This is a genomic window from Methylosarcina fibrata AML-C10 (genome assembly GCF_000372865.1).
Lineage (GTDB): Bacteria > Pseudomonadota > Gammaproteobacteria > Methylococcales > Methylomonadaceae > Methylosarcina > Methylosarcina fibrata.
In genome coordinates, this window is record NZ_KB889965.1 from 2,498,223 (window position 1) to 2,520,568 (window position 22,346).

General features: G+C 54.5%; 18 protein-coding genes. 6 read left to right on the plus strand and 12 right to left on the minus strand.

Translation table 11 applies throughout. The features are described from left to right. Positions 1 to 442: 442 nt before the first annotated feature. From A3OW_RS0111760 to cynS, 3 genes are all read left to right on the plus strand, one after another. Positions 443 to 1,255: a formate/nitrite transporter family protein gene (locus A3OW_RS0111760; protein WP_026223524.1), complete on the plus strand. Its 813-nt coding sequence runs from the start codon at positions 443 to 445 to the stop codon at positions 1,253 to 1,255. 67 nt (positions 1,256 to 1,322) lie between these two features. Continuing rightward, positions 1,323 to 3,056 (plus strand): bifunctional protein-serine/threonine kinase/phosphatase, encoded by a 1,734-nt coding sequence (locus tag A3OW_RS0111765; protein ID WP_033411719.1) that lies wholly within the window; start codon positions 1,323 to 1,325, stop codon positions 3,054 to 3,056. Between the two features lie 13 nt (positions 3,057 to 3,069). After that, on the plus strand, positions 3,070 to 3,561 hold the full coding sequence (gene cynS / locus A3OW_RS0111770; protein WP_020563639.1) for a cyanase: 492 nt from the start codon (positions 3,070 to 3,072) through the stop codon (positions 3,559 to 3,561). Between the two features lie 57 nt (positions 3,562 to 3,618). Here cynS and A3OW_RS0111775 read toward each other — a convergent pair whose 3' ends face one another. Continuing rightward, positions 3,619 to 5,763, minus strand: a complete 2,145-nt coding sequence (locus A3OW_RS0111775) for an HAD family hydrolase (RefSeq protein WP_020563640.1) — start codon at positions 5,761 to 5,763, stop codon at positions 3,619 to 3,621. A 300-nt stretch (positions 5,764 to 6,063) separates the two neighbouring features. Continuing rightward, a complete protein-coding gene (locus tag A3OW_RS0111785; protein ID WP_020563642.1) occupies positions 6,064 to 6,882 on the minus strand; it encodes a 4-hydroxy-tetrahydrodipicolinate reductase in 819 nt (272 codons plus the stop codon). A gap of 305 nt (positions 6,883 to 7,187) precedes the next feature. Between A3OW_RS0111785 and A3OW_RS0111790 the strand changes: the two genes are divergently transcribed. Next, positions 7,188 to 8,366 carry a cation:proton antiporter gene (locus tag A3OW_RS0111790; protein WP_020563643.1) on the plus strand — a complete coding sequence of 393 codons (1,179 nt, stop codon included), beginning with the start codon at positions 7,188 to 7,190 and terminating at the stop codon, positions 8,364 to 8,366. 75 nt (positions 8,367 to 8,441) lie between these two features. Here A3OW_RS0111790 and selD read toward each other — a convergent pair whose 3' ends face one another. Then, positions 8,442 to 10,709: a selenide, water dikinase SelD gene (selD, locus tag A3OW_RS0111795; RefSeq protein ID WP_020563644.1), complete on the minus strand. Its 2,268-nt coding sequence runs from the start codon at positions 10,707 to 10,709 to the stop codon at positions 8,442 to 8,444. After that, the gene (mnmH, locus tag A3OW_RS0111800) at positions 10,702 to 11,787 is read right to left on the minus strand and encodes a tRNA 2-selenouridine(34) synthase MnmH (protein ID WP_020563645.1); all 1,086 of its coding nucleotides are present in this window, start codon (positions 11,785 to 11,787) and stop codon (positions 10,702 to 10,704) included. The genes selD and mnmH overlap by 8 nt, the downstream gene beginning before the upstream one ends. 161 nt (positions 11,788 to 11,948) lie before the next feature. Between mnmH and A3OW_RS0111805 the strand changes: the two genes are divergently transcribed. Both A3OW_RS0111805 and A3OW_RS0111810 read left to right on the plus strand, forming a co-directional pair. Further along, on the plus strand, positions 11,949 to 12,422 hold the full coding sequence (locus A3OW_RS0111805) for a M23 family metallopeptidase (protein WP_232422449.1): 474 nt from the start codon (positions 11,949 to 11,951) through the stop codon (positions 12,420 to 12,422). A 119-nt stretch (positions 12,423 to 12,541) separates the two neighbouring features. Then, positions 12,542 to 13,132 (plus strand): LOG family protein, encoded by a 591-nt coding sequence (locus tag A3OW_RS0111810; protein ID WP_026223527.1) that lies wholly within the window; start codon positions 12,542 to 12,544, stop codon positions 13,130 to 13,132. 11 nt (positions 13,133 to 13,143) lie between these two features. On the opposite strand, the gene parE is transcribed toward A3OW_RS0111810, so the two are convergent. The 8 genes from parE to A3OW_RS0111860 all read right to left on the minus strand — a co-directional run bounded on the left by parE (position 13,144) and on the right by A3OW_RS0111860 (position 22,344). Then, positions 13,144 to 15,033: a DNA topoisomerase IV subunit B gene (gene parE / locus A3OW_RS0111815; protein ID WP_020563648.1), complete on the minus strand. Its 1,890-nt coding sequence runs from the start codon at positions 15,031 to 15,033 to the stop codon at positions 13,144 to 13,146. A gap of 67 nt (positions 15,034 to 15,100) precedes the next feature. After that, positions 15,101 to 15,571 carry an MEKHLA domain-containing protein gene (locus A3OW_RS0111820; protein ID WP_020563649.1) on the minus strand — a complete coding sequence of 157 codons (471 nt, stop codon included), beginning with the start codon at positions 15,569 to 15,571 and terminating at the stop codon, positions 15,101 to 15,103. 233 nt (positions 15,572 to 15,804) lie between these two features. Then, positions 15,805 to 16,644, minus strand: coding sequence for a flagellar motor protein MotD (gene motD, locus A3OW_RS24860; RefSeq protein ID WP_020563650.1), 840 nt, complete (start codon positions 16,642 to 16,644; stop codon positions 15,805 to 15,807). 81 nt (positions 16,645 to 16,725) lie between these two features. Continuing rightward, the gene (locus A3OW_RS0111830; protein ID WP_026223528.1) at positions 16,726 to 17,487 is read right to left on the minus strand and encodes a flagellar motor protein; all 762 of its coding nucleotides are present in this window, start codon (positions 17,485 to 17,487) and stop codon (positions 16,726 to 16,728) included. 365 nt (positions 17,488 to 17,852) lie between these two features. Next, positions 17,853 to 18,236 carry a flagellar motor switch protein FliN gene (gene fliN / locus A3OW_RS24865; RefSeq protein WP_020563652.1) on the minus strand — a complete coding sequence of 128 codons (384 nt, stop codon included), beginning with the start codon at positions 18,234 to 18,236 and terminating at the stop codon, positions 17,853 to 17,855. 143 nt (positions 18,237 to 18,379) lie between these two features. Beyond that, positions 18,380 to 19,372, minus strand: a complete 993-nt coding sequence (fliM, locus tag A3OW_RS0111840) for a flagellar motor switch protein FliM (RefSeq protein ID WP_020563653.1) — start codon at positions 19,370 to 19,372, stop codon at positions 18,380 to 18,382. A 224-nt stretch (positions 19,373 to 19,596) separates the two neighbouring features. Then, positions 19,597 to 21,510, minus strand: a complete 1,914-nt coding sequence (locus A3OW_RS0111850; RefSeq protein WP_020563655.1) for an LTA synthase family protein — start codon at positions 21,508 to 21,510, stop codon at positions 19,597 to 19,599. Positions 21,511 to 21,915: 405 nt separating this feature from the next. Then, positions 21,916 to 22,344 (minus strand): YqaA family protein, encoded by a 429-nt coding sequence (locus A3OW_RS0111860; RefSeq protein ID WP_033411722.1) that lies wholly within the window; start codon positions 22,342 to 22,344, stop codon positions 21,916 to 21,918. Between the last annotated feature and the right edge of the window lie 2 nt (positions 22,345 to 22,346).

Consider the following 22,346-nt stretch of genomic DNA (forward strand, 5'->3'; position numbering starts at 1 on the left):
GACTGCCGGCTCCATTTCTTTCTGATTCCGCTGATTTTTTCCTTTCTCAGGAGATTTTTCTAGAGCATAAACTCTACCTATTCCATTAAGAAGTTATAAATGTTTAATAACGATAATTTCCCTATAGAGAATAGGTATATAAAATAACCATTTGAAAAAAGTATGGATTCCCTGGCCGGCTCATTCCGGCAGCAGATTTTCGAACGCTGCACGTTCCTGCACCGTAGCCCGGCACGCCCGCACCAAATTGGTTCAAAACCATCGCCATCCCTAGTAAAACGAATCTCGCAAGCAGATTAAATGAATAGCAAAACGCCATGAAATGGATGAATTTCTTATTGTGGTGCAGTTATTGCATTAGTGAGGGCACATGGTATTGCATGTCCAAAGAAGTTCTTTTAATTGAACTGCACTTGTTAATTTATCAAGCGAGAGAAAAACGATGTCTTATTTAGTTCCCTCAGAATTTGTCACTAAAATGGTGGATGCCGGTGAATCCAAAGTCTTCATGTCGACCCGGGACACGGTGATCAGAGCCTATATGGCCGGAGCCATCCTGGCGTTGGCAGCGGTCTTTGCGGTTTCGATGTCCGTACAGACGGGCTCTCCGCTGATCGGCGCCATACTATTCCCCGTCGGTTTTTCCATGCTGTATTTGCTGGGCTTCGATCTGCTGACCGGGGTATTTGTGTTGACGCCGCTGGCCTGGATCGACAAACGCCCGGGGATAACGATCGGCGGTATTTTAAGGAACTGGAGCCTGGTCTTCGTCGGCAATTTTCTGGGCGCTCTGACCGTGGCGGTAATGATGTCGATCGTCTTCACTTTCGGCTTCTCGACCGAGCCCAATGAAGTCGGCCAAAAAATTGCCGGCATCGGCGAAGCGCGTACGCTCGGCTATGCCAAATACGGCGCAGCCGGCATGCTGACGCTGTTTATCCGGGGCATGCTGTGCAACTGGATGGTATCCACCGGGGTGGTCGGAGCGATGATTTCCACCACGGTCAGCGGCAAGGTGATCGCCATGTGGATGCCGATCATGCTTTTCTTTGCGATGACTTTCGAGCACTCCATCGTCAACATGTTTCTTTTCCCCTCGGGTCTGATCATGGGCGGCAAATTTTCGATCATGGATTATCTGATCTGGAACGAAATCCCGACCGTGCTGGGCAATCTGGTCGGCGGCCTCGCCTTCACCGGGCTGACCTTGTATTCGACGCACGTAAAGACGGCGCCGAAACGTTCCGCGCTCTGAGCTGCGGTCAAACCACAGGCCCCGGCCGATCTCTCGGCCAGGCCGCTTCCGACCGTTGAACGCTCTGATGGCCAGTCAATTAAAAATTTCGGTGGGACAATACTCCGACCCGGGCCGCAAGGAAGTCAACCAGGATTTTTACGGTGTTCATATCCCGAAAGAACCCCAGTTGAGTGCTAAAGGGATTGCCGTTGCCCTGGCCGACGGCATCAGCAGCAGCGAGGTGAGCCAGATTGCCAGCGAAGCCGCGGTGACCAGTTTTCTGGAAGATTATTTCTGCACTTCGGAAGCCTGGTCTGCCGAGAAGTCGGGATACCGGGTATTGACGGCGATCAACTCCTGGCTGCATGCGCAGACCCGGCAAAGTCCCTACCGTTACGATAAAGACAAAGGTTACGTCTGCACCTTGAGCGCTCTGGTGATCAAGTCGGCCACGGCGCATCTCTTTCACGTGGGCGATACGCGCATCTATCGTTTGCGCGGCAGCGATCTGGAGCAATTGACCAGCGACCATCGTTATTGGGTGTCGCAGGAGGTAAGCTATCTTGGCCGCGCTTTAGGCGTCAATCCTCAGATCGAAATCGATTATCGGGCGCTGCCGGTGGAAACGGGCGATCTATTTATCTTGGCGACAGACGGTGTCTACGAATATGCCGGCCTTGATTTCATTATCAAGGCCGTTCAGGATCATCAAAATGACCTGGAGACGGCTGCAAAAGCCATTGCCGACGAAGCCTACGGGCAAGGCAGTCCGGATAATCTGACCACTCAGATTATCCGGATCGACAGCTTGCCTCGCCTGGATGCGGACGAGCTTTATCGCCGGTTTACCGAATTGCCGTTTCCTCCGATGCTGGAAGCCCGAATGGTCTTCGACGGGTATAAAATCGTCAGGGAAATCCATGCCAGCAGCCGCAGTCATGTGTATCTGGCCGTGGACAACGGCACCGGGACGCCCGTTGCCATAAAAACTCCCTCGATCGATCTTCGGAGCGATCCGGCCTATCTGGAAAGATTCCTGACGGAAGAATGGATCGCCCGGCGCATCGACAGTGCCCATGTACTAAAACCGTGCGCACCGGCGCGCAAACGCAATTATCTTTATTTCGCCACCGAGTTCGTCGAAGGCCGGACCCTGACGCAGTGGATGATCGACCATCCGAGACCGGATCTGGAAACCGTGCGCGGCATCGTCGAACAAATCGCCAAAGGTCTGCGCGCTTTTCACCGGCTGGAAATGCTGCATCAGGATCTGAGACCGGACAACATCCTGCTGGACAGTACCGGCACGGTCAAGATCATCGATTTCGGCGCGGTCAAAGTGGCCGGCCTGATGGAAATGGCTTCTCCCTTGCAGAAAAGCCATCTTCTCGGCACCGCCCAATATACCGCGCCGGAATATTTTCTGGGAGAAAACGGAACCACCCGTTCGGATCTGTTTTCCCTGGGGGTGATCGCTTATCAAATGCTGTCGGGAAAACTGCCTTACGGAACCGAAGCCGCCAAAGCCAGAACCCGGGCTGCGCAAAAGAAATTGAATTATTGCTCGGTACTCGACGACGACCTGGAAATTCCGGCCTGGGTCGACGACGCGCTCAGAAAGGCGGTGCATCCGAACCCGTATCAGCGTTATGAGGAATTATCCGAGTTTATCCATGACCTGCGCCACCCGAACCCGGCGTTTTTAAATAAAACCCGTCCGCCGCTGATCGAACGCAATCCGGCGGGCTTCTGGAAAAGCGTTTCCTTCATCCTGGCCATGACCGTTGTCGTGTTATTGTTCAAGTTAACCCATCCATAGAGGCATGTAAAAAATGAAAACCGCACCGACCCAAACCCCGTCCTGCTGCAAAGCCGATTCGCTGCTCACCAAGGAACAGATGACCGAGCGCATCATTTCCGCCAAAGTTAAAAAACAACTGACCTGGACCGCGCTTGCCGAACAAGTCGGCGTCGACGAGGTCTGGCTGGCCTCGGCATGCCTGGGCATGAACAGCATGAAGCACGATCTTGCCGAAAAGCTTTGCGCCGTTCTGGAATTGCCCGCCGAAGTTCTGACCGCCCTGACCGTGTTTCCTCATAAACGATGGTCGTTCGAGATACCGCAGGATCCGCTCATTTACCGGCTTTATGAAATCGTCGGCGTTTACGGGGAAACCTTGAAAGAAGTCATTCACGAGAAATTCGGAGACGGCATCATGAGCGCCATCGATTTCAGCATGACGGTCGGCAAAGAAGAAAACCCGGCCGGCGACCGGGTCGTCATTACCCTGAACGGCAAATTTCTGCCTTATAAATCCTGGTGATTTCTACCGCCGGATCGGCGGACCGAGAGTGTTTGATCATAAGGCCCGCTCCTTCCGCTAAGGATTAAAAAAGCCGTAGTGTTCCATTCCTTCCAACAGGCCCATGGCATAAGGGTACTTGGCAAAATAGACGTGTTCCGTATCGCCGAGTATCGACAATTCCTCGCGATTGCGGTTGGCGGCCACGACGCCGAGGGTATTTCCGCGCAACATGTCTTCATCGGCCCCGGAACCGCCCATGACCAGAATTCGCTCCAGCGGAATCTGCCATTGCTGGGCAATATAGCGCAAGGCCTTGCCTTTGGAAGCCCGCGCCGGGACAAGATCAAAAAATTGCCCGAACGAAAGCGTAGGATTTACGGAAAATTCGTGCTGCCTCAAAATCGCCAGAATTTCTTCCATGGGCGGGGCGATGTCGCCGTTGTAATAATAGGATAATTTAAAGCGGCTCTGCTCGGTCTTGGCTGGCGTCAACCCCTCTATGCCCGGAAGCTCGCCGATGACGCGGCGCAAGGCGTGCGGTGTCCATAAATGGTCGATGTGCCGCGTCCAGGCAATATCGGCGATCAATTGAGGAGCATAATAAATTTCGGTGCCGAGGCTGGTAATAAGAATATCGGGCGTCGGGATCCGATATTTTTTCAACACGGCCAGCGCCGAATCCAGCCTCCGCCAAGTGGCAACCCCGAAAAGAAATTTTTTGCGTTTGTCGCGGATAAACTGAATGAACCTGCACAATGCCTCGGCATCGCCGAGCAGTGTCTGGTCAAGTGCCGTAAAAATGGCCCGCGTCCGGAACCGGTCGCCGGTTGCCACGGCAGGCGTTTTCGGAAGCCGTTCTCGCCGCTCCGTCAACGGCTGAACTTTTTGCAGATAGGCTTGCGCATGAGCGTCCCAGGAGTAAAAGCAGGCGACATTTTTTAACCCGCTGGCGGAAAATTCCCGCCAGATATCGGGACTGTCGAGAATCGTCAACAACGCCTCGGCCAAGGCCGATTTAGCCAGCGGATCGACCAGCAAGCCGTTACGGCAATTGCCGATAATATCTACAGGACCGCCATTTTCCGTAGCAACCAGAGGCAATCCGCTGGCGGCCGCTTCCAGCAGCGTTAAACCGAAAGGCTCGGTTAAGGCCGGATTGATAAAAACACCCCGGGACGCCGCCGCGAGACGGTAAATTCCGGCAACGTCTTTGGCGTTATGGTGTTTCGGCAGGGCAATTCGTCCATACAAATCGTAACGGTCCGCAACCAGCAGCAGCTCCGTCAGAACCGTTTGCGGCCCTTCGCTGAGCTCCCTGATATCCTCCCTATTCCCGGCAATGATCACAAGATTGGCCACTGCCTGCAACCGGTGCGACTCGCCGTAGGCTTCGACCAGACCCACGATATTTTTTCGCTCGTCCGGCCGGGATAGCGCCAATATCATGGGCTTGTCCGGCTCGTGCAGAAATTTTTTTATATTTTTTGCGAATGCGAAGTCTATGTCCCCGGAAGCGGGAGGGTAAAATTGTTTGAGGTCGGTGCCCGGCGGTATGACCGCCATCCTGTCCGGAATATAACAGTCGTAGAGCTCGTATTGCTCGGCGATTTCATTTTGAGTGCTGGTAACGACCAGGTCGGCGTTGGTCAGCGTGTCTTCCTCGGCCCCGATGCGGCGGGAAATATGGTAGCGCTGCTCGATTTCCTCCATCGAGAATCCCACGGCAAGCAATTGGCGGAGTTTCTCCCGCCCCAGGGAATGGCCGGTGTAAATTAGCGGCAGTCCCGTCAAATGAGCGAGCCGAACGCCGACATAGCCGGCATCAGCGTAATGACTGTGCAGAATATCCGGTAGACAAGGCTGCTTATGGAGCCACTCGAGTAAATTATCAACGAAACAATCCAGATGGTCCCATAACTCTTCCTTACGGATATACTCGTCGGGACCCGCCTGGATGCGGACTATTTGAGCGTTATCCGCCAGCGGCTCATTTAAAGCGGCGTAATCGGAAGAGACTTCCTCGGATGTTATCCGGCGCGTGACCAAATCGACGCGCCCGACATTCGGTTGTTTTGCCAAAGCCTTGGCCAGCTCGACGACGTACTTGGTTTGACCGCCGGTATCCGCATCGCGCCCCAGCTCCAGATCGCGGCTGCGGATCAAGCCGTGAATGCTGATCAAGACGATATACAGCGGTTCGGTTCGAGTATTTCCCATCATAAGTTTTACTGTCGATCCCGGCCTTATCGAATAAAACCTTGTCCGGCGCCGGTTCAAGCAAATTTGTTTCCGAAGCGGAAGCCAATTCCCTGAACTCTGTCCGCGCAGATCGCGAAGCTCGGTTATGTTTTGCAGACTCGATCAAGCAATTCCCAGCGGTAAGGATTGCGCCGCAAGAAAAGGCCTGGATGATATCGACAAAAATTCTGAAGTCAGCGAAAAGTTCGGAAGGTCCTTAATGTGCCTGTTTCATTACCGTTAATGAAACAATAATGAAACAAACATGAAATAATCGACCGCCTACCGGTTTACCCGGCTAAGGTCGGGTTGCCGGCGCCTTTTCGGAGAGTCATTGCCGAAATTGAGCTGCCTGGACCATTCCTGATTTGTTGCTTGTACGAGCAAATCTTCAAAAGTATAAAAACCGATCGGACAAGCCTGCAATTGGGAAAGAGCAAAAGCCGCTCCCGTCCCGAAAGCTTCGCGCCGTATCGATGAATGGGACAGCCGGACGGTTTGATGCGGAAATCCGAAAATAACTTCGTGTTCGCCGATAATTCCGCCGATTCGCAACGAGGTGACCCGGTTGCTTTCCATGCCCAAATTTTCCGCGATTTTCAGGGCAGTACCTGAAACTTCCGGTTTTTCCTTGAAATGTTGCTCGATGATTTCAACGTCGGCGAAAGGCGCGACTTTGCGCAACAGATTGGCGGCTACCATCAGGAAATTGATTCCCAAGGTGATGTTAGGGGAACACATGACACGGGTATTCCGACCCAGGCTTCGAACATAAGCCAGATCACTTTCCGAGTAAGAAGAGATCGCGCTTACCAGCATAATCCGGTGCTTACGAATTATTTCGCCGTACAGGCGGACAGCTTCCGCCGAAGAAAAGTCCACTACTGCATCGACCGGATACCGGTCAAATATCGCCTCGAACGATTGCTGTTCCATCCCGATGATGGGAATGGCTGTTTCCGGATGCGTTCGCACACTTGCGCCGGCGGTACGCCGGGCAATCCAGCACAATTCGAAACGCGGATCCTTACTTAATACATTGGCAACGGCTTTTCCCGTTTTGCCATAGCCGACAAGACCAATACGTATTTTATAGGTCAAGAAAAATCTCCTTTGGTACCCATCCCCCGTTGGGACGTTCATCAAACACAATATATTGATAAATGGACAATTTTGACCGGGTGATCATGTGTAACAGCGGTTGCTTCCAAGGGGATGTTAACACGTCAAAGCAAATTAGACCAAACTTGTACGGCTTTATTTAGATAATGAAAGGACACTCCGAAGAACGTTCGGCTGAAAATTGTCCGAGAGAAATCGCAGAAAAATTTTGGCCTGGGGTTGTTTTCTCATTTAAACTCACGGCTTCACAATAACAAAAATCAGACAAGCATAGGAGCCTCTCTATGGAAGCCTATCCTTCCGAACTTCTGCTGATCGCTTTTGTCGCGATGCTTGCACCGCTTGTGGCCGAGTTGCCCAGCGGTGCCCGCTTGCCTGTCGTGGTTCTCGAAGTCGTTTTGGGAATCATCATAGGCCCCTATATGCTTGACCTGGCCAAACCGGAAGGCATGATCGGGACACTGGGAGAGCTCGGCCTGGCTTTTCTGCTATTCATGGTCGGGCTTGAGATCGATTTCGACAAGATTCGCGGCAAACCCCTGTCATTGGCAGTCGGCGGCTGGCTTCTCTCCCTCTTCGCGGCCACGATTTGCATGTATTTCTTCAATGTCATTGGCTTGATTCAAAGTCCGCCATTGCTGGCGGCAGTCGCATTGTCCACCACAGCCTTGGGCGTATTGGCGCCTATTTTACGAGACCGTGGAGAGTTGGACTCTTCTTTCGGAACCTACATGGTTGCAGCCGCCGCAGCGGGTGAATTCGGCCCGTTGATCATCATTTCACTTTTGCTGATTCCCGCCCATGACACTGTTCTCCACGGTCTGTTCATGGTGACTTTTATCATCATCGCATTTGTCGCTGCGAATATTGCTCTCAATGCGCGCACGTCACGAATGATTGAAATCATGAAGCGTACTATGCAAAGCAGCGGTCAGCTTCCCGTGCGGATTTGCATACTGCTCCAGATTTTGTTTGTCGCGCTCGCCGCCAAATTCGGTTTAAATATCGTCATGGGCGCTTTCGCTGCGGGTATGGTGACCGGACTTGCCATTAAAGGAAAGGAGGGAGAAACACTGCGGCAAAAGCTTGACGCAATCGGCTACGGCTTTCTGATCCCCATATTCTTCATCGTTGCGGGCATGAAATTCGATGTCAGCGCCTTATGGTCCGCACCTCTGGCTCCGGTACAAGTAGCTCTATTACTGGGCTTGCTGGTCCTGGTGCGCGGAGTTCCTCTGGTCTTATATAAAAGCGAACTGGCCCCCGAAGAGAAACTGCCCTTTGCATTTTATTCCGCCACGGGCCTCCCCTTGATTATGATCATTAGCGAAATAGGCGTTTCGTCCGGGCATATGCGGCCGGACAGAGCGGCCATTCTGGTCAGTGCGGGCATGCTTTCGGTCCTGTTATTCCCGGTCCTGGCAGTGAAATTACGCGGAAAGATGAAATGGCCCTGGCAATAATTTCGAAAAGCAACTTGCTTGAAAACAATAGCCGTGGGTGTCTCGAAAATTCCTAGATTTTTTCGCCATACCGGGTCAGATAACGACGATCTCATTCCGATCAAGTACTTCGCCTATCGCGCAGGCCTCCCGAACGCCGTTTTGACGAAGGGCGTTCAGGCATTTTTCCGTCTGACCCGGCGGAACCGAAAACAAAAGGCCGCCGCTGGTTTGCGGATCGAACAGCGCCGGATGGGTTCGAGGAGTCACTTCCCTGCTCAACAACGGCTTGAGGGACCGGTAGTTCCGTTCGGCGAGCGACGCGGCATAGCCTTTGGCGAATAATTCGGCAACGCCGTCGAACAGCGGAATTGCCCGGTAGTCGATGGCGATGCCCAGCGCGCCGCTGCCGCCTCCCATCATTTCGAAGGCATGACCCAAGAGACCGAAACCGGTGACGTCGGTGCAGCCGGCCACGTCGAAAGAGCGAATGACGTCCAGGGCAATCCGGTTCGATTGCCCCATGCTCGACAACGCCGCCTCGACCCACTTTCCGTTCGCCTGCGCCAGCATGTTCGCCGCAAAAATGACGCCGGTGCCGATCGGCTTGGTCAGAATCAGGCGGTTGCCTGTTCGGGTCAGCCGTTTTCGGAGCACCCGCTCCGGCTCGACTTCGCCCTGGACGGCGACCGCAATCGCCGGTTCCGCGCCTTCGCCGGTGTGACCGCCGACGAGCGCGGCCCCGTCCTCCTTCATTACGTCGAGCACGCCGCTCAGCACTTGAACAATATCCTCCCGCTGAATCCTTTCGGTGGCCGGACCAAGGGTCAGGCCGACTTGCGCCGTTTTGGCGATGCCGCCCATCGCATAGACGTCGCTGAGCGCATGCTGGGCGGCAATCCGGCCGAACAGGAACGGATCGGACAGGAACGAACGGAATTGATCGAGGCTTTGCAGGCACAGCCTGTGTTCGCCGAAGCGGGTCAGGGCGCAGTCTTCGCCGTCCTTCGCTCCGAGCAGCACCGCATCGTTCCGGGGGATCGGCAACCGGTCGAGGGCCTGAGTCAGGACCGAAGCGGCCAGTTTGCTGCCGCAGCCGCCGCAGGTGTTGTCCTGCCAGTCTTCCGGAATCAGGCTGGCGATAGGGCGCGGCATCGTCCGCTCGACACGGCCGGGATGGACGTCGAAGGTGCGGGCTTGAAAGCGCCGCATGAAGTGCCGGTCGATCCGGTCCTTGACCCGCCACAACAGCGACGGCCCCAGCCAGCGCAGGATCGAAGCATTGCCCTGATGCACGACGGCCTTGCGCTCGCCGACGGTAATCAGCGACAGTACATGTTTTTTCGGACGAAAGGTTTTCAATCCGGACCGGCGGGTAAAAAAAGCGAAGATGTTATGCGTCAACACCGGCCCCTGCCGGACCGCATAGACGCCGGCCTTTTTCAGAGGCGACGGCAAAAAATGAATGCAGTCGCCGGCGGCAAAAAGAGCGTTGTTGCCTTCGACCCGCAAGTGTTCGTCGACTTTTAAAAAACCGTCCCGATCGACCGGCAGCCCCGAACTTTCAAACCACGGCGGCGCGGCCGCCTCGGTGGCGATCAATACGCGGTAAAATGCCTGCGTATCAAGCCGGTCTTGAGCATCCTTGAGCAGCAGGCCGTCTTCCTGAAGCCGCACCACGTCGGTGTTCGGCAAAACTCGGACGTCGGCCTTCCGGAGCGCTGCGGACAAGTGCCGCTGCGCGCGCAGGTCCCGGGCCGACACCAGATATTCATGCCGATGGATCAGGCTGACCTCGGCGTTCCAGCCGTTTCGATCGATCAGCATTTTCAGGATGATCGCGATTTCGACGCCTGCGGCGCCGCCGCCGACCATGGCCAAAGACAATGGCCGGGACCCTTGATAAGCTTTCAGTTCCGCGATCAGCCGGTCCCAATGCCCGATGAACCGGGAAATCGGTTTGAGCGGAATCAGTTTGGCGTCGGACTCCCCGGCTGAACTCTCGATCGGCCTGGGCGCGATGCCGACGTTGATCGAAGCGCAGTCGTACCGAATCTCCGGGCGATTCTCCAGCCGGATTCTTTTTCGTTCGGCATCGATGCCGGTGATTCTGGCCCGGATGAAGCGATGGCCGAGTTCTTCGCAAAGCCGCCTGAGATCGAAATGGCAGTCTTCATAATCGTAATAGCCTGCAAGATAGCCGGGCAGCATGCCGGAATAAGGCGCATGGGTCTGGTCGGAGATCAGCGTGACTCGAAGCCCCGCGATCGGCTTCATCGCCAGCTTTTTCAGCACCTGAATGTTGGCGTGCCCGCCGCCGAGCAGCACCAGGTCCGAAACGATCGGCGCCGAGGTTCTATTCATGCTGCAACTCCTGCAAAAACGCCAGACAGTCCTCCCACAGCCCCTGAAACAGCGTCTTGCGCGATTTCAACGATAGCGAGTACAGATACTGTTTGTCGTAATAAACGGACAAGAGACGCTCGATCCAGTCCAGGTGCGCCTCTCTGCCTTCTTCGGTCATCGCATCGGCGGCAAACGCTTCTGCTACGAGCCGCCGGATCCGGTCGCATTCCAGGCCGCCGAGCTTGTTTCCGATCCGTTCGACGTTCCGGAGAAAAGCCTGAGACAACTCGTCCGCAGCCATGCCCCAAACCAAAGGCCGCCGGACGTATTCCTGATAAATGGCCAGGGCCCGCTGCCGCGGCGGAGCTTCGATCCGGACCATCGGCGCTCTGGCCATGCGCGCATGGAAAGGATCGGGCACGTAGCAGCGTCCGATGTTGGGACTTTCATCTTCCAGCACGTAGCCTGGCGCAAGCGGGTATAATGCCTGCGCCAGGCTGTTTTCGAAAGTGGCCTGCTGCGGCTGACGGCCATCGAAATGCGCTCCGAAGGCGCTGCCGCGATGACGGGCCAGGGCTTCCAGATCGACGATGCGCTCAAGCCGGCGCAGCAGGCGGGTTTTACCGGAACCGGTCATGCCCGACAGAACGACGAACGGCGCCGGATTTTCCAGCGTTTTTAAGGCTTCATGCCGCAAAGCCTTATACCCGCCCTCGACTCGCAGCACCTCATGCCCGCTTTGCACAATCCAGTCCTGCGCGATGCGCGAGCGAAGCCCTCCGCGCCAGCAAAAAAGCAGCGCCGCTGCGCCGGGATGGCGCAGGATCTCGGCGCACCAGCGGCGGATCAGCGCTTCTTTATAGTCGCCGCTGACCAGCCGGTGACCCAATGCTTTCGCCGCTTCCGAGCCTTCGTTCTTGTAAGTCAGCCCGACCCGATGACGGTGCGCGTCGGAAAGAATCGGGATATTGACCGTATGCGCAAAATGGGCCTTTTCATATTCGCCCTCCGACCGGACGTCGATCACGGACAGGTTGCCGTTGGCGGCAAGAAGCGCAAAAGCTTCGTCGGCAGGAATCGTCGGATGCGGAACCATGATGATAACAATGGAAATTGAAAGAGTTTACGCTTTTTTCCGGAAATCCTGAGATAAATTGCTGTCTGACGGGTAATTTTTCAACAACCGGTCATGAAATTGATATGCATCGAATCAGGAAAATCCTATTCTTCATACTTATAGGAATGACGGCCATCGTGATGGCCAGTTTTATCGTTCCGGAACGGATCCAAATTCCGGTCGGGGGCGCCACCCCCGCGGATTGGAACAAGGACTCGTTCTGGTACGAGCCTTGGGGTGTCTCGGGCGTCCATAAAGGCATCGATATTTTCGGCAAAAAAGGCACCCCGGTCCTTAGCGCCGTGGACGGGATCGTCCTCTATACCGGCCGGATTCCGGTCGGGGGCAACGTCGTCATCGTTTTAGGTCCGAAATGGCGTTTTCATTATTATGCGCACCTGGAAACGATCGGCGTTTCCGCCCTGACTCCGGTAAAATCCGGCCGCCCCCTCGGCACTCTGGGCGACAGCGGCAATGCCAAAGGCAAGCCGCCGCACTTGCACTATGCGATCGTCCGGCTGTTTCCGGCCTTCCGGGCGGCAGTCGGCTCGACCCAAGGATGGAAAAAAGCGTTTTTTATCGATCCCAACGCGTATTTGACGGGTAAAATGTAAAGGATCGGACGGGCTGTCGGGATTCCCGAGGAATGGCATTGGAAAAACCCTTGCTGTACCGAACGATACGCTTAAACACGGCTATCATTGCCCTTCCTTTCGGCGCACTCGAGGCGAGCATGAAACAAATAAAAAATATCTGCATTTATTGCGGCTCCGGCCACGGTCGGCTACCGGCCTATGCGGAGGCGGCCCGCGCCCTGGCCCGGTCGCTGGTCAAACGCAACATCGGCCTGGTCTACGGCGGCGCCAGCGTCGGCCTCATGGGCGTGGTGGCGGATCAGGTGCTGCAACTCGGCGGCCGGGCGGTCGGCGTCATACCCGAAGCACTGGTCCGGAAGGAAGTGGCACACCATCATTTGACCGAGCTGCACGTTACCCAGTCCATGCACGAACGCAAGACGCTGATGGCCGAGCTGTCCGATGCGTTCATCGCGCTTCCCGGAGGGCTTGGAACGCTGGAGGAACACTTCGAGATATGGACCTGGGCACAGCTCGGGATTCACAACAAGCCCTGCGGCCTGCTCAATGCCGAAGGCTATTACGATCCTTTGATCGCGTTTCTGGAACATGCGACCGCGGAGCAATTCGTCGGTCGGACGCACCGCGCCATGCTGCTGGTCGAGCAGGAGGCCGATGCGTTGCTGGACCTGATTGCCGATTACCAACCGCCGGCGGTGGCCAAGTGGGTCGACAAGGACGAGACCTGACAAGGAAAGTTTTAAATATCCGCCAGATTGCCTTTGGTTTCCAGCCAGACTTTCCGGTCCGTGGCGCGCTTTTTGGCCAGCAGCAGATCGAGCTGGCCGGTGGTGTCGTCGTCCTCGTCGACGGTAAGCTGCACCAGCCTCCGGGTATCGGGATTCATCGTGGTCTCGCGAAGCTGGCCGGGATTCATTTCGCCGAGGCCTTTAAAACGCTGGACATTGATCGTGCCCTTGAGCTTTTCGGCCTTGATCCGGTCCAGCACGCCGAGCCGCTCGGCTTCATCGAGCGCGTAAAACACCCGCTTGCCGACGTCGATCCGGTAAAGCGGCGGCATCGCGACGAAGACATGGCCGGCCCGGACCAGCGCATTGAAGTGCTGGTAAAACAGAGCGCAGATCAACGTGGCGATGTGATTGCCGTCGGAGTCGGCGTCGGCCAGGATGCAGACCTTGCCGTAGCGAAGATTGCGCAGGTCGCCGGAGCCCGGTTCAATGCCCAGCGCGACGGCGATGTCGTGCACTTCCTGAGACGCCATGACCTGATTCGAATCGACTTCCCAGGTGTTCAGAATCTTGCCGCGCAGCGGCATGATCGCCTGAAAGTCGCGCTCGCGCGCCTGCTTGGCCGAGCCTCCGGCCGAATCGCCCTCGACCAGGAACAATTCGGTTCGGGCAATGTCCTGCGCCGAACAATCGGCCAGTTTGCCGGGCAGCGCCGGTCCTGCGGTGATCTTTTTGCGAATGATCTTTTTACTCGAGCGAAGCCGTTTTTGCGCGCTGGCAATGATGACCTCAGCTATTTTCTCACCCTCGGCAGGATGCTGGTTCAGCCAAAGGCTGAAGCTGTCCTTGGCGACGCCGGAGACGAAGGCGACGCATTCGCGCGAACTGAGCCGCTCCTTGGTTTGCCCGGAAAACTGCGGATCTTCCAGCTTGACCGAAAGCACGAAATGACAGTTTTCCCAGACGTCTTCGGGAGCCACCTTGACCCCGCGCGGCAGAATGTTGCGGATGTCGCAAAATTCGCGCATCGCTTCGGTCAGGCCCGCCCGAAGCCCGTTCACGTGGGTTCCTCCCTGGGCGGTCGGCACCAGGTTGACGTAGCTTTCGGCGAGCATTTCCTCCGGGTTTTCGACGGCCCAGATAATGCCCCATTCGACCGCCTCGTGTTCCGCCGCCATCGCCCCCATGAAAGGCTGCTCGGGAAAAAATTCGATGTCGCCGATGCGGTCCAAGAGATATTCCTTCAGACCGTCCTGATAACACCAGGTATATTCTTCCTCGGGCTGCTCGACCTTCAGGCTGATCTTCAGACCGGGGCATAAAACCGCCTTGGCGCGCAGGACCTGCTTGAGCTTCAGCACCGACACCTTGCTGGAGTCGAAATATTTCTCGTTGGGCCAGAATTTAACCGCCGTGCCGGTATTGTTTCGGCCGACGGTGCCGGTTTCGGTCAGTTCGGAAACCTTGTCGCCGTCGGCGAATTCCATCCGGTATACCTTGCCGCCCCGCTTGACTTCGACTTCCAGTTTTTCCGACAAGGCATTCACCACCGAAACGCCGACGCCGTGCAAGCCCCCGGAAAACTGGTAATTCTTGTTGGAAAACTTGCCTCCGGCATGAAGCTGGGTCAGGATCACCTCGACGCCGGGAATGCCCTGCTCTGGATGGATGTCGACCGGCATGCCTCGCCCGTTGTCGCTGACCAGCACCGAGCCGTCCTTGTAAAGAACCACGTCGATGCTGTCGGCATGGCCGGCCAGGGCCTCGTCGACGCTGTTGTCGACCACTTCCTGCACCAGATGGTTGGGACGGGTGGTGTCGGTGTACATGCCCGGCCGCTTGCGCACCGGTTCCAGGCCGCTTAAAACTTCAATCGCCGCGGCATTGTATTCACTTTTCATAATGGCTGATGACTTTTAACTATGCAGTACATGGGGAAGCCAGGCCGCCTGAGGCCGTCCTCTTCCGCTATAAAAATTCCCATTCCCGGAGGCAGGCCGCCTGTCCGTGGTAACGGCCCTCGGCATCGAGCAAATTCCAGACCTCGGAATTTTTAATCAGAAACCGTTTGCCCGACGACTGGGCAATTCGGATTCCCTGATAATGATCGATATACCCTTTTTGCCTGACTTCCGCCAATAGCTTGTCCCTTTCTGCCTGCGCCAAGGGTTCGGCGGACAGCCTGGAAGGCACTCGGGACAATTCTTCCCAGCTTAATTCAAAGAGCGACAGCGCCTGCAGGTTTCCGTAATTGAACATCGGATCGTCCGCCGTGTCGTGGGAGAGAATGGCAAGAGGAGCATGAAACAACAGGCGGGCAAACTCTTCGTCGGAACCCGCTCCGGGAATCAACTCCCGTCCGAGCAATCGCCGGTAACTCTGCCTGAAAAGGCTTGCATGCTCGATCTGAAAACGGTTGGCCGGACCAGGATAATCCATTCGACAGAATAAAAGAAAAAAGAAGGAAATCGGGGGATTGCGCGGAACTTCAGCGCTTTGGCCCTATTATAAAGGATTCGGCACCGTTTATGAATGCACGCCCGCCTACGGGATGAAACGATTCAACGCCGCCAAAATCGGGACCATCCGGCTCATAGCTTTGAACAAGGCCCGCTACTTCACAGCCGGACAGTGTCTCTCCCTTCCTTTTCGTGGCCTGTCCGCTTCACTCGTTACCGGGCAGCCTGGACCACCGATTCCGGCTGCTTCTGCGTTAAATCGGCGCGCTCCTGGCCGCTGGAACCGTACCTTTCAAAGCCCTGAGCAATCAGCAGCACGACGACCCGCCGGTTTTTAAAGCGTCCTTGTTCGGTCTCGTTGTCAGTGACCGGATGGTATTGGCCGTATCCGATCGCAGACAACCGGACCGGATCGATGCCGTCCTTGATGAACTCCTGTACCACGCGGGTGGCCCGCGCCGAAGACAGTTCCCAGTTGGACGGAAACTCCGGCGTACTGATCGGATTCGTGTCGGTATGCCCTTCAATGTTAATTGTATTGGGCAGAGCTTTGAACTCCTTGGCGATTTTTTGCAGCAAGGGTTTCGCGCCTGCCGCCAGCTCCGCATCGCCGCTTAAAAACAACAGCTCGCTGTTCAACTCCAATTCAATCCAGTAATCTTTTTTCTTGATCGATACCAGATTCTCGTCGACCAGCGGCCCCAGAGATTTGGTCAACAGATCCGACACCATAGCCAACTGCCTTTTTTCGTTGGCCAGATCGAAACCGGTCGCCATCTCTTCCAGAACCGGATTCGGCTCCGATGCGGCAATGACGGCGTTGGCCTGGGCGGCGGCCTGAACCGCCACAATTTCTTTCAACTGCCGGTTTTTTTCATTGAAGGCGGTCTCCAGGGAGGAGGAAAAGGCTTTGTATTTTTCTTCATTGACCGCCGAAATCGAATACATCACCACAAAAAATGCAAATAGAAGGGTGACAAAATCGGCATAGGATACCAGCCATCGATCGTGATTGTGAATCTCTCCGGGTGATTTTTTCCTGCGGCGGCTCATAATGTCGGACAAATAGGAGGTTGATGGATATCCATGCTGTCAAAATTGAAAATCGCCAAGCATCTGTTCCGGGCGAAAACGTTATTGTAGTTTTACATCGGCATCCTGCAGATAACCTTCCAGTTTTAATTTGATATTCCGCGGATTTTCTCCCTCGGCGATGGAAGTAATGCCTTCGGTGATCATTTCTTTGGACTGAGTATTCGCATAAACGTACGTTTTCAGTTTGCTGGCGATGGGTAAAAAGATCAAGTTGGCCGAACCCACGCCGTAAACCGTCGCCACGAACGCGGTCGCGATGCCTGCGCCCAGCAGTTTCGGCTCGGACAGATTTTCCATGACGTGAATCAACCCCATCACGGCCGCCAGCATGCCGATCGTCGGCGCATATCCGCCCATGGCGTCGTACATTTTGGCCGCTTGCAAATCGAACGCTTCTTTGGTGTTCATCTCCAATTCCAGAATGTCGCGGATTTCTTCCGACTCGTTGCCGTCCACCAAAAGCTGTAGCGCCTTCTGTGTGAACGGATCGGTCTCTTCATCGATCTCGTCTTCGAGCCCCAGCAAGCCTTCTTTGCGCGCCAATATGCTCCACCGGACGATTTTGTCTATTTGCTCTCGGAAATTCATCGGCTTGGGCAAAAAAACCCAGAGGAACATCTCAAGGCTTCTAATAAATACAAGAGGCGGAAATTGCAGCAGAGTGGCGCCGACGGTGCCGCCGAACACGATAATGAAAGCGGGACCATTGACCAGGGAACTGAGCTGGAGCCCTTCCAGGAAGTTGCCGAAAAGAAGGGCGCAGGTGCCGATCAGAACGCCTATGATGCTTAATATGTCCATTTTATAATTCAATTACTTGCCGATAAAAAGCCCGCGGCAAAGGCTGTCCGACGATAGGCTCCGGTCATGAGTTTTTATATTGAAAAACAGTCGTGTCCGGTCGGGAAAAAAATATCGTGATGAGTGCAATTACCCAAACCTTGTTTATTTTTGCTTCACTTTAGCCCCTGAAAACCCGGGAAACCGCTTGTCCCGGCTGCAACTGAGTGAAGCAAAAAGCCTTCCTGGTCTTTTTTTGAGCTTTTTCCTCTTTTGCCGACCCTTGATTCTCGCCGATTCAATTCACAGGAATTTCGATAATGGATAATATTCTTGAATTTTAGACAGTGACTGCGGAACTGCAAGAAAACTCGGGTATAAAAGCCTTAGGTCAGTTTCTTGACTCTTTCCGAGGGGCTGATCACGTCCGTCAAACGAATACCGAATTTTTCGTGAGTCACCGCCACCTCGCCATGGGCGACCAATGTGCCGTTCACGAAAACGTCGAGAGGCTCCCCGGCATAACGGTCCAACTCGACAATGGAACCGGGTTTCAATTCCAGCAGTTGTTTGATGTCTACCTCGGTCCTGCCTATTTCGATCGAGACGGCAACCGGCACGTCGAGCACAAGATCAAGGTTTAATTCATTCGTTTCCGCTTCTCTGGAAGAATGTTCCTTGTTGTCCGTCAGGGTCAATTCTTCGAATACGACGCCTTTGATTCTTTGCTCCTGTCGGTGGGCGATACCGGGATCCTGTTCTTTGCTCATCTTTTTTTCCAGCTTGAAGGTTGTTGCTCATTCTCTGATGCGTGTCCGGTTTGCGGTACCGGCTTGGATAATGACGCGAATCGATTCACTTTCGGGTCTAACCCGGGCGAAACCATTCATCCCTGTACGTCGTTTGAAAGGCTCTAATCCATTCCGGCGCCGATCCTGTCGACGATCTGCAGCGCATTACGGCCTCCGGAGACGCCTGCCTTGCCCTCGTAAACGGGTATGCCGTGAACGCTGAGAACGACGGCATTCGGCTCGTCAATCGGTATCACATCGCCTTTTTTTAACCGCATGACGTCTCCGATCGTCATCTTTTTTTCAGCCAAAAGACCGATCATGCTAATCTCGGTGCGGAGAATCTGTTGGCGGAAGGCCGTTCGCCAGCGGTCGTGTTCTTCCGTATGGCCGGCGGGCGGCTTGCTCAGCAACTCCTTGACGGACTCGATCATCGAGTAAGGCATGGCGATACTCAAATCGCCTTCGCTTCCCTTCAATCGAATGCGGTTCATTGAAATCACTGCAATGTCGTCGGGCCGGACGACATCGGCACAGCTCGAACGGGTTTCCGAGCCCAGATAGTCGCAATTCAGAGGCAAAACCGGCTCCCAGGCTTCTTTCAAATCCTTGAGCATCCGATCGATGAATAACCGGATGACCCGCAGCGTGACGGAAGAAACCGGTTGTTTATCGATGGCTCGGTTGACTTGCACCCCGCTCCCGAAATACAGGTCCACCAGGCTGAACACCAGACGCGGGTCCAGCGCAATCAGCGCCCTGCCCGGCAAAGGAGAAAGCCGAGCCAGCGCAAAAAAAGTCTGGAGAGGCAACCCCTGGGTATATTCGGAAAACTGCTGAACCTGTATGCCGGAGCTTTCTACTTCGACGGCAATGCCTAAAAAATCGGACAGCGAATTTCTGCATTCTACGGAAAAACGCTCATTGATCCGGTCCAGAATCGGCATCCGTCCGCGAATGATTCTTTCGCGGCTGTTGAAATCGTAACTTCTTACCCGGTCCTCGGGCTGCCACTCTTCAGCCGGCGTGACGTCTGCCGCCGGCTCCGCGAAATCAAATTCATCGATGCCGCTCAGCAAGGCATCCAATTCTTCCTGGGTAAACGAATCGCTCATAATATTACATGGAAAATCGGGCGAAATTGCCTTTTAACTTCCTGCATCAACCATTTTACGGATCGTTTTTCGGCAGCCGGAGATTTCCTTTCGGTCCGAACCTTTATCAAAGGCTCGGCACTCGCAAAGAATTCGATTTCATCCGTTCATGGTGGATGCACTGCTTAAAAGATAGCGCATTTATGCGGATTCGGTGTTTTTATTGATGGTGCCGCAGTTGAAGACTATCGGTAACGGCTCAAGCGATGAGTCCAGATATAATCCGCGGACTGATAATACGCCATGTCTTCGAGAAGAATCCGGGGCTCGGCATCGGCAGCTAAAGGCTTGTGCGCGCCCAACGGATCGGCGATGACTTCTATCTTTTGTTGAGGAGACAAAATGACCAGTTTATTGTCCTTGAATAATCCGAGCTTCTGATAGTTGCTGATTAATGCCCTGCCTTCGCCCTGCGGCATCTGCATGATGTTGCGCCCGTAAAACTGGCTTTCATAGCTGAAATTCAATAATCCTAAAACCGTCGGCGCGACGTCGATCTGACTGGACAGCGTGTCGTTCCTGCCCGGCTTTACGTATTTGGGCGCATAGATCAATAACGGGATATGGTACCGATCGACCGGAAGATCGACTTTGCGGGCGCTGCCGGCGCAATGATCGGCCACCATCACGAACACGGTATCGTCGAACCAGGGTTTGCCGTGGGCGGCGCGGATGAACTCGCCCAGGGCGTAATCGGTGTATTTGACGCCGCCTGCACGGCCCGTCCCCGACGGTATGTCGATCCTGCCGTCGGGATAGGTATAAGGGCGGTGGTTGCTGGTCGTCATGATTTGAAAAAAGAAGGGTTTGCCGTTTCGATAATCGTTGTCGGCTTCCTTGATCGTGCGCTTGAAGATAATATCGTCGGATACGCCCCAGGCATTGGCAAAGGTGACTTCCTCGGGGGTAAATTCGGTTTGATCGACGATGCGATAGCCGTTCCCCGAAAAAAACGCGTTCATGTTGTCGAAATAACCTCTGCCTCCATATAAAAAAACGGTATCGTAGCCATGCTGTTGAAATACCCGCCCCAAATTGAACAATTTGCCGTTGTCGGGGCGTTTGACGATGGACTGTCCCGGTGTCGGCGGAATGGACAAGGTCAAGGCTTCCAGTCCGCGGATGGTTCGAGTACCGGTCGCATAAAAATTGGTAAACAGCAAACCTTGTTTCACCCATTCGTCCAGGAAAGGGGTCCATTGTTCCGAACTGCCGAAAGCCCCTAAAAATTCGGCGCTCAGGCTTTCCACTGTGATCAGGATCACGTTCAGCCGCTTTTCCGCTCCGGACGGCTTGATCATTCGCCTGATGTCGTACAACCCTTCTTCCTTCGTTGCCGGCGACTCGGCCAGTTCCGAGCGGATAAGGTCGGACAAGCTCCGGTCGTCCGCCAGCCTGTAAAAGTGGCGGTAATCCAGTTCGTTGTTTCTGTACGCCGCAAAAAATTGATACGGACCGTTGCCGGCGATTTCGTTGAGATAGGTATTGGCGGAAAACTGATGCCAGGTCTGGCCGACCACGGCATAGCTAAGGGCGGGAAAAAACAGCAATGGGACGGCGATTTTCGAGCGCGAAGAAAAAGCTTCACGGGCGTGAAAGCATTCGAACAGCCATTTTTTCACGAAGATAAAGCAGGCGGCGCTCAGTATCAAGAGCCCCGTCAGAATCCATGCCAACGGATACGATTCGACAATATTGCCGACGACTTCATGAGTGTAAACCAGATAATCGACCGCAATGAAATTAAACCGGACGCCGAATTCGTCCCAGAAAGTCCATTCGGCCGTTTCAATAAAAAACAGCAGATACAAATGAATAAAAAAACCGGCAGACACCAGCCGTTTATTCAAGTTGCTCCGGAAGAGAGAATCCGGAAGGATCAGCAAATACAACGTGAACGGAATCGATACGTAACTATAAAAAGCCAGGTCATTAATAAAGCCCAACATAAAAGCCGAACCGATTTGATCAAGAGAAGTGTCGATGTCAGGCCACTGCTTTACCAGCAACGCCAGCCGAAGCAGGGCGAATGCGGCCAGATTAACCAGCAAGAACAGTAGAATGAGAGAAAATCTGGACTTTTTGAATAGTTTTGACATTGCCGTGAATTTTTTCGAACAAAAAATTAACTCAAAGACGATCGGCCCGCCTCTAATTACCCGAATTCATGACTTCGGCCTGGAGTAAAAAAGCGCACGCCGTTCCACTGCCGAAGCGGACGAAACGCTCCGGCTCGGAACAAGAAATTTCTTGGGCCATGTCGAGAAGAAAATAGGGAAAAAATGCAGCGGATGCCGTTCGAACGAAAACTGCCGGCACTCTACTCGATTCCGGATTAACCGGAGGTTAATGGAGGGTTAATTTTGTGTTAAAAAAAGGATTTGCCGGGAGGAATCCGAACTCGATCCGGTCTGTCCGGAATTAAGCCTTTGTTTTTCATGCGCTATTAACACGGCAGAATTCGTTAAATTGAACTGTCTGACCCTTTCCTAACCAAGCTCCGTTCACCGCCACAGCGGAACGGTGAAATAAACCAGGAAAATATAACGCAGCGCCTTGCCGGCGCCGACCAACAGCAGAAAAAGCCACAACCTTACTCTCATAATGCCGGCAATCAGGGTCAGCGCGTCGCCGCCCACCGGCATCCAGGCCAGCAGCAGCGACCAGTAACCGTAACGCTGATACCAGCGTTGGGCCTGTTCGATCTGCGCCTTGCTGAAATAAAACCAGCGCCGGCCCTGAAAATGCAATAGATAAAGTCCCAAAATCCAGTTCACGACCGAGCCCAGGGTGTTGCCGACCGTGGCGATTACCGTTAAAACCCAAGGATCGCCGCCCTGGCGCAGCAGCGCCAGCAGGGTCACCTCGGAATAAAAGGGGAAAAAGGTCGCCGCAAGAAAAGCGGAACCGAAAAGTAACAGATACGACGCCATCA

Coding starts and splice junctions, on each gene's coding strand:
- A3OW_RS0111760 (WP_026223524.1), top strand. CDS start 443: ATGTCTTATTTAGTTCCCTCAGAATTTGTCACTAAAATGGTGGATGCC.
- A3OW_RS0111765 (WP_033411719.1), top strand. CDS start 1,323: ATGGCCAGTCAATTAAAAATTTCGGTGGGACAATACTCCGACCCGGGC.
- cynS (WP_020563639.1), top strand. CDS start 3,070: ATGAAAACCGCACCGACCCAAACCCCGTCCTGCTGCAAAGCCGATTCG.
- A3OW_RS0111775 (WP_020563640.1), bottom strand. CDS start 5,763: ATGATGGGAAATACTCGAACCGAACCGCTGTATATCGTCTTGATCAGC.
- A3OW_RS0111790 (WP_020563643.1), top strand. CDS start 7,188: ATGGAAGCCTATCCTTCCGAACTTCTGCTGATCGCTTTTGTCGCGATG.
- selD (WP_020563644.1), bottom strand. CDS start 10,709: ATGAATAGAACCTCGGCGCCGATCGTTTCGGACCTGGTGCTGCTCGGC.
- mnmH (WP_020563645.1), bottom strand. CDS start 11,787: ATGGTTCCGCATCCGACGATTCCTGCCGACGAAGCTTTTGCGCTTCTT.
- A3OW_RS0111805 (WP_232422449.1), top strand. CDS start 11,949: ATGGCCAGTTTTATCGTTCCGGAACGGATCCAAATTCCGGTCGGGGGC.
- A3OW_RS0111810 (WP_026223527.1), top strand. CDS start 12,542: ATGAAACAAATAAAAAATATCTGCATTTATTGCGGCTCCGGCCACGGT.
- parE (WP_020563648.1), bottom strand. CDS start 15,033: ATGAAAAGTGAATACAATGCCGCGGCGATTGAAGTTTTAAGCGGCCTG.
- A3OW_RS0111820 (WP_020563649.1), bottom strand. CDS start 15,571: ATGGATTATCCTGGTCCGGCCAACCGTTTTCAGATCGAGCATGCAAGC.
- motD (WP_020563650.1), bottom strand. CDS start 16,644: ATGAGCCGCCGCAGGAAAAAATCACCCGGAGAGATTCACAATCACGAT.
- A3OW_RS0111830 (WP_026223528.1), bottom strand. CDS start 17,487: ATGGACATATTAAGCATCATAGGCGTTCTGATCGGCACCTGCGCCCTT.
- fliN (WP_020563652.1), bottom strand. CDS start 18,236: ATGAGCAAAGAACAGGATCCCGGTATCGCCCACCGACAGGAGCAAAGA.
- fliM (WP_020563653.1), bottom strand. CDS start 19,372: ATGAGCGATTCGTTTACCCAGGAAGAATTGGATGCCTTGCTGAGCGGC.
- A3OW_RS0111850 (WP_020563655.1), bottom strand. CDS start 21,510: ATGTCAAAACTATTCAAAAAGTCCAGATTTTCTCTCATTCTACTGTTC.
- A3OW_RS0111860 (WP_033411722.1), bottom strand. CDS start 22,344: ATGGCGTCGTATCTGTTACTTTTCGGTTCCGCTTTTCTTGCGGCGACC.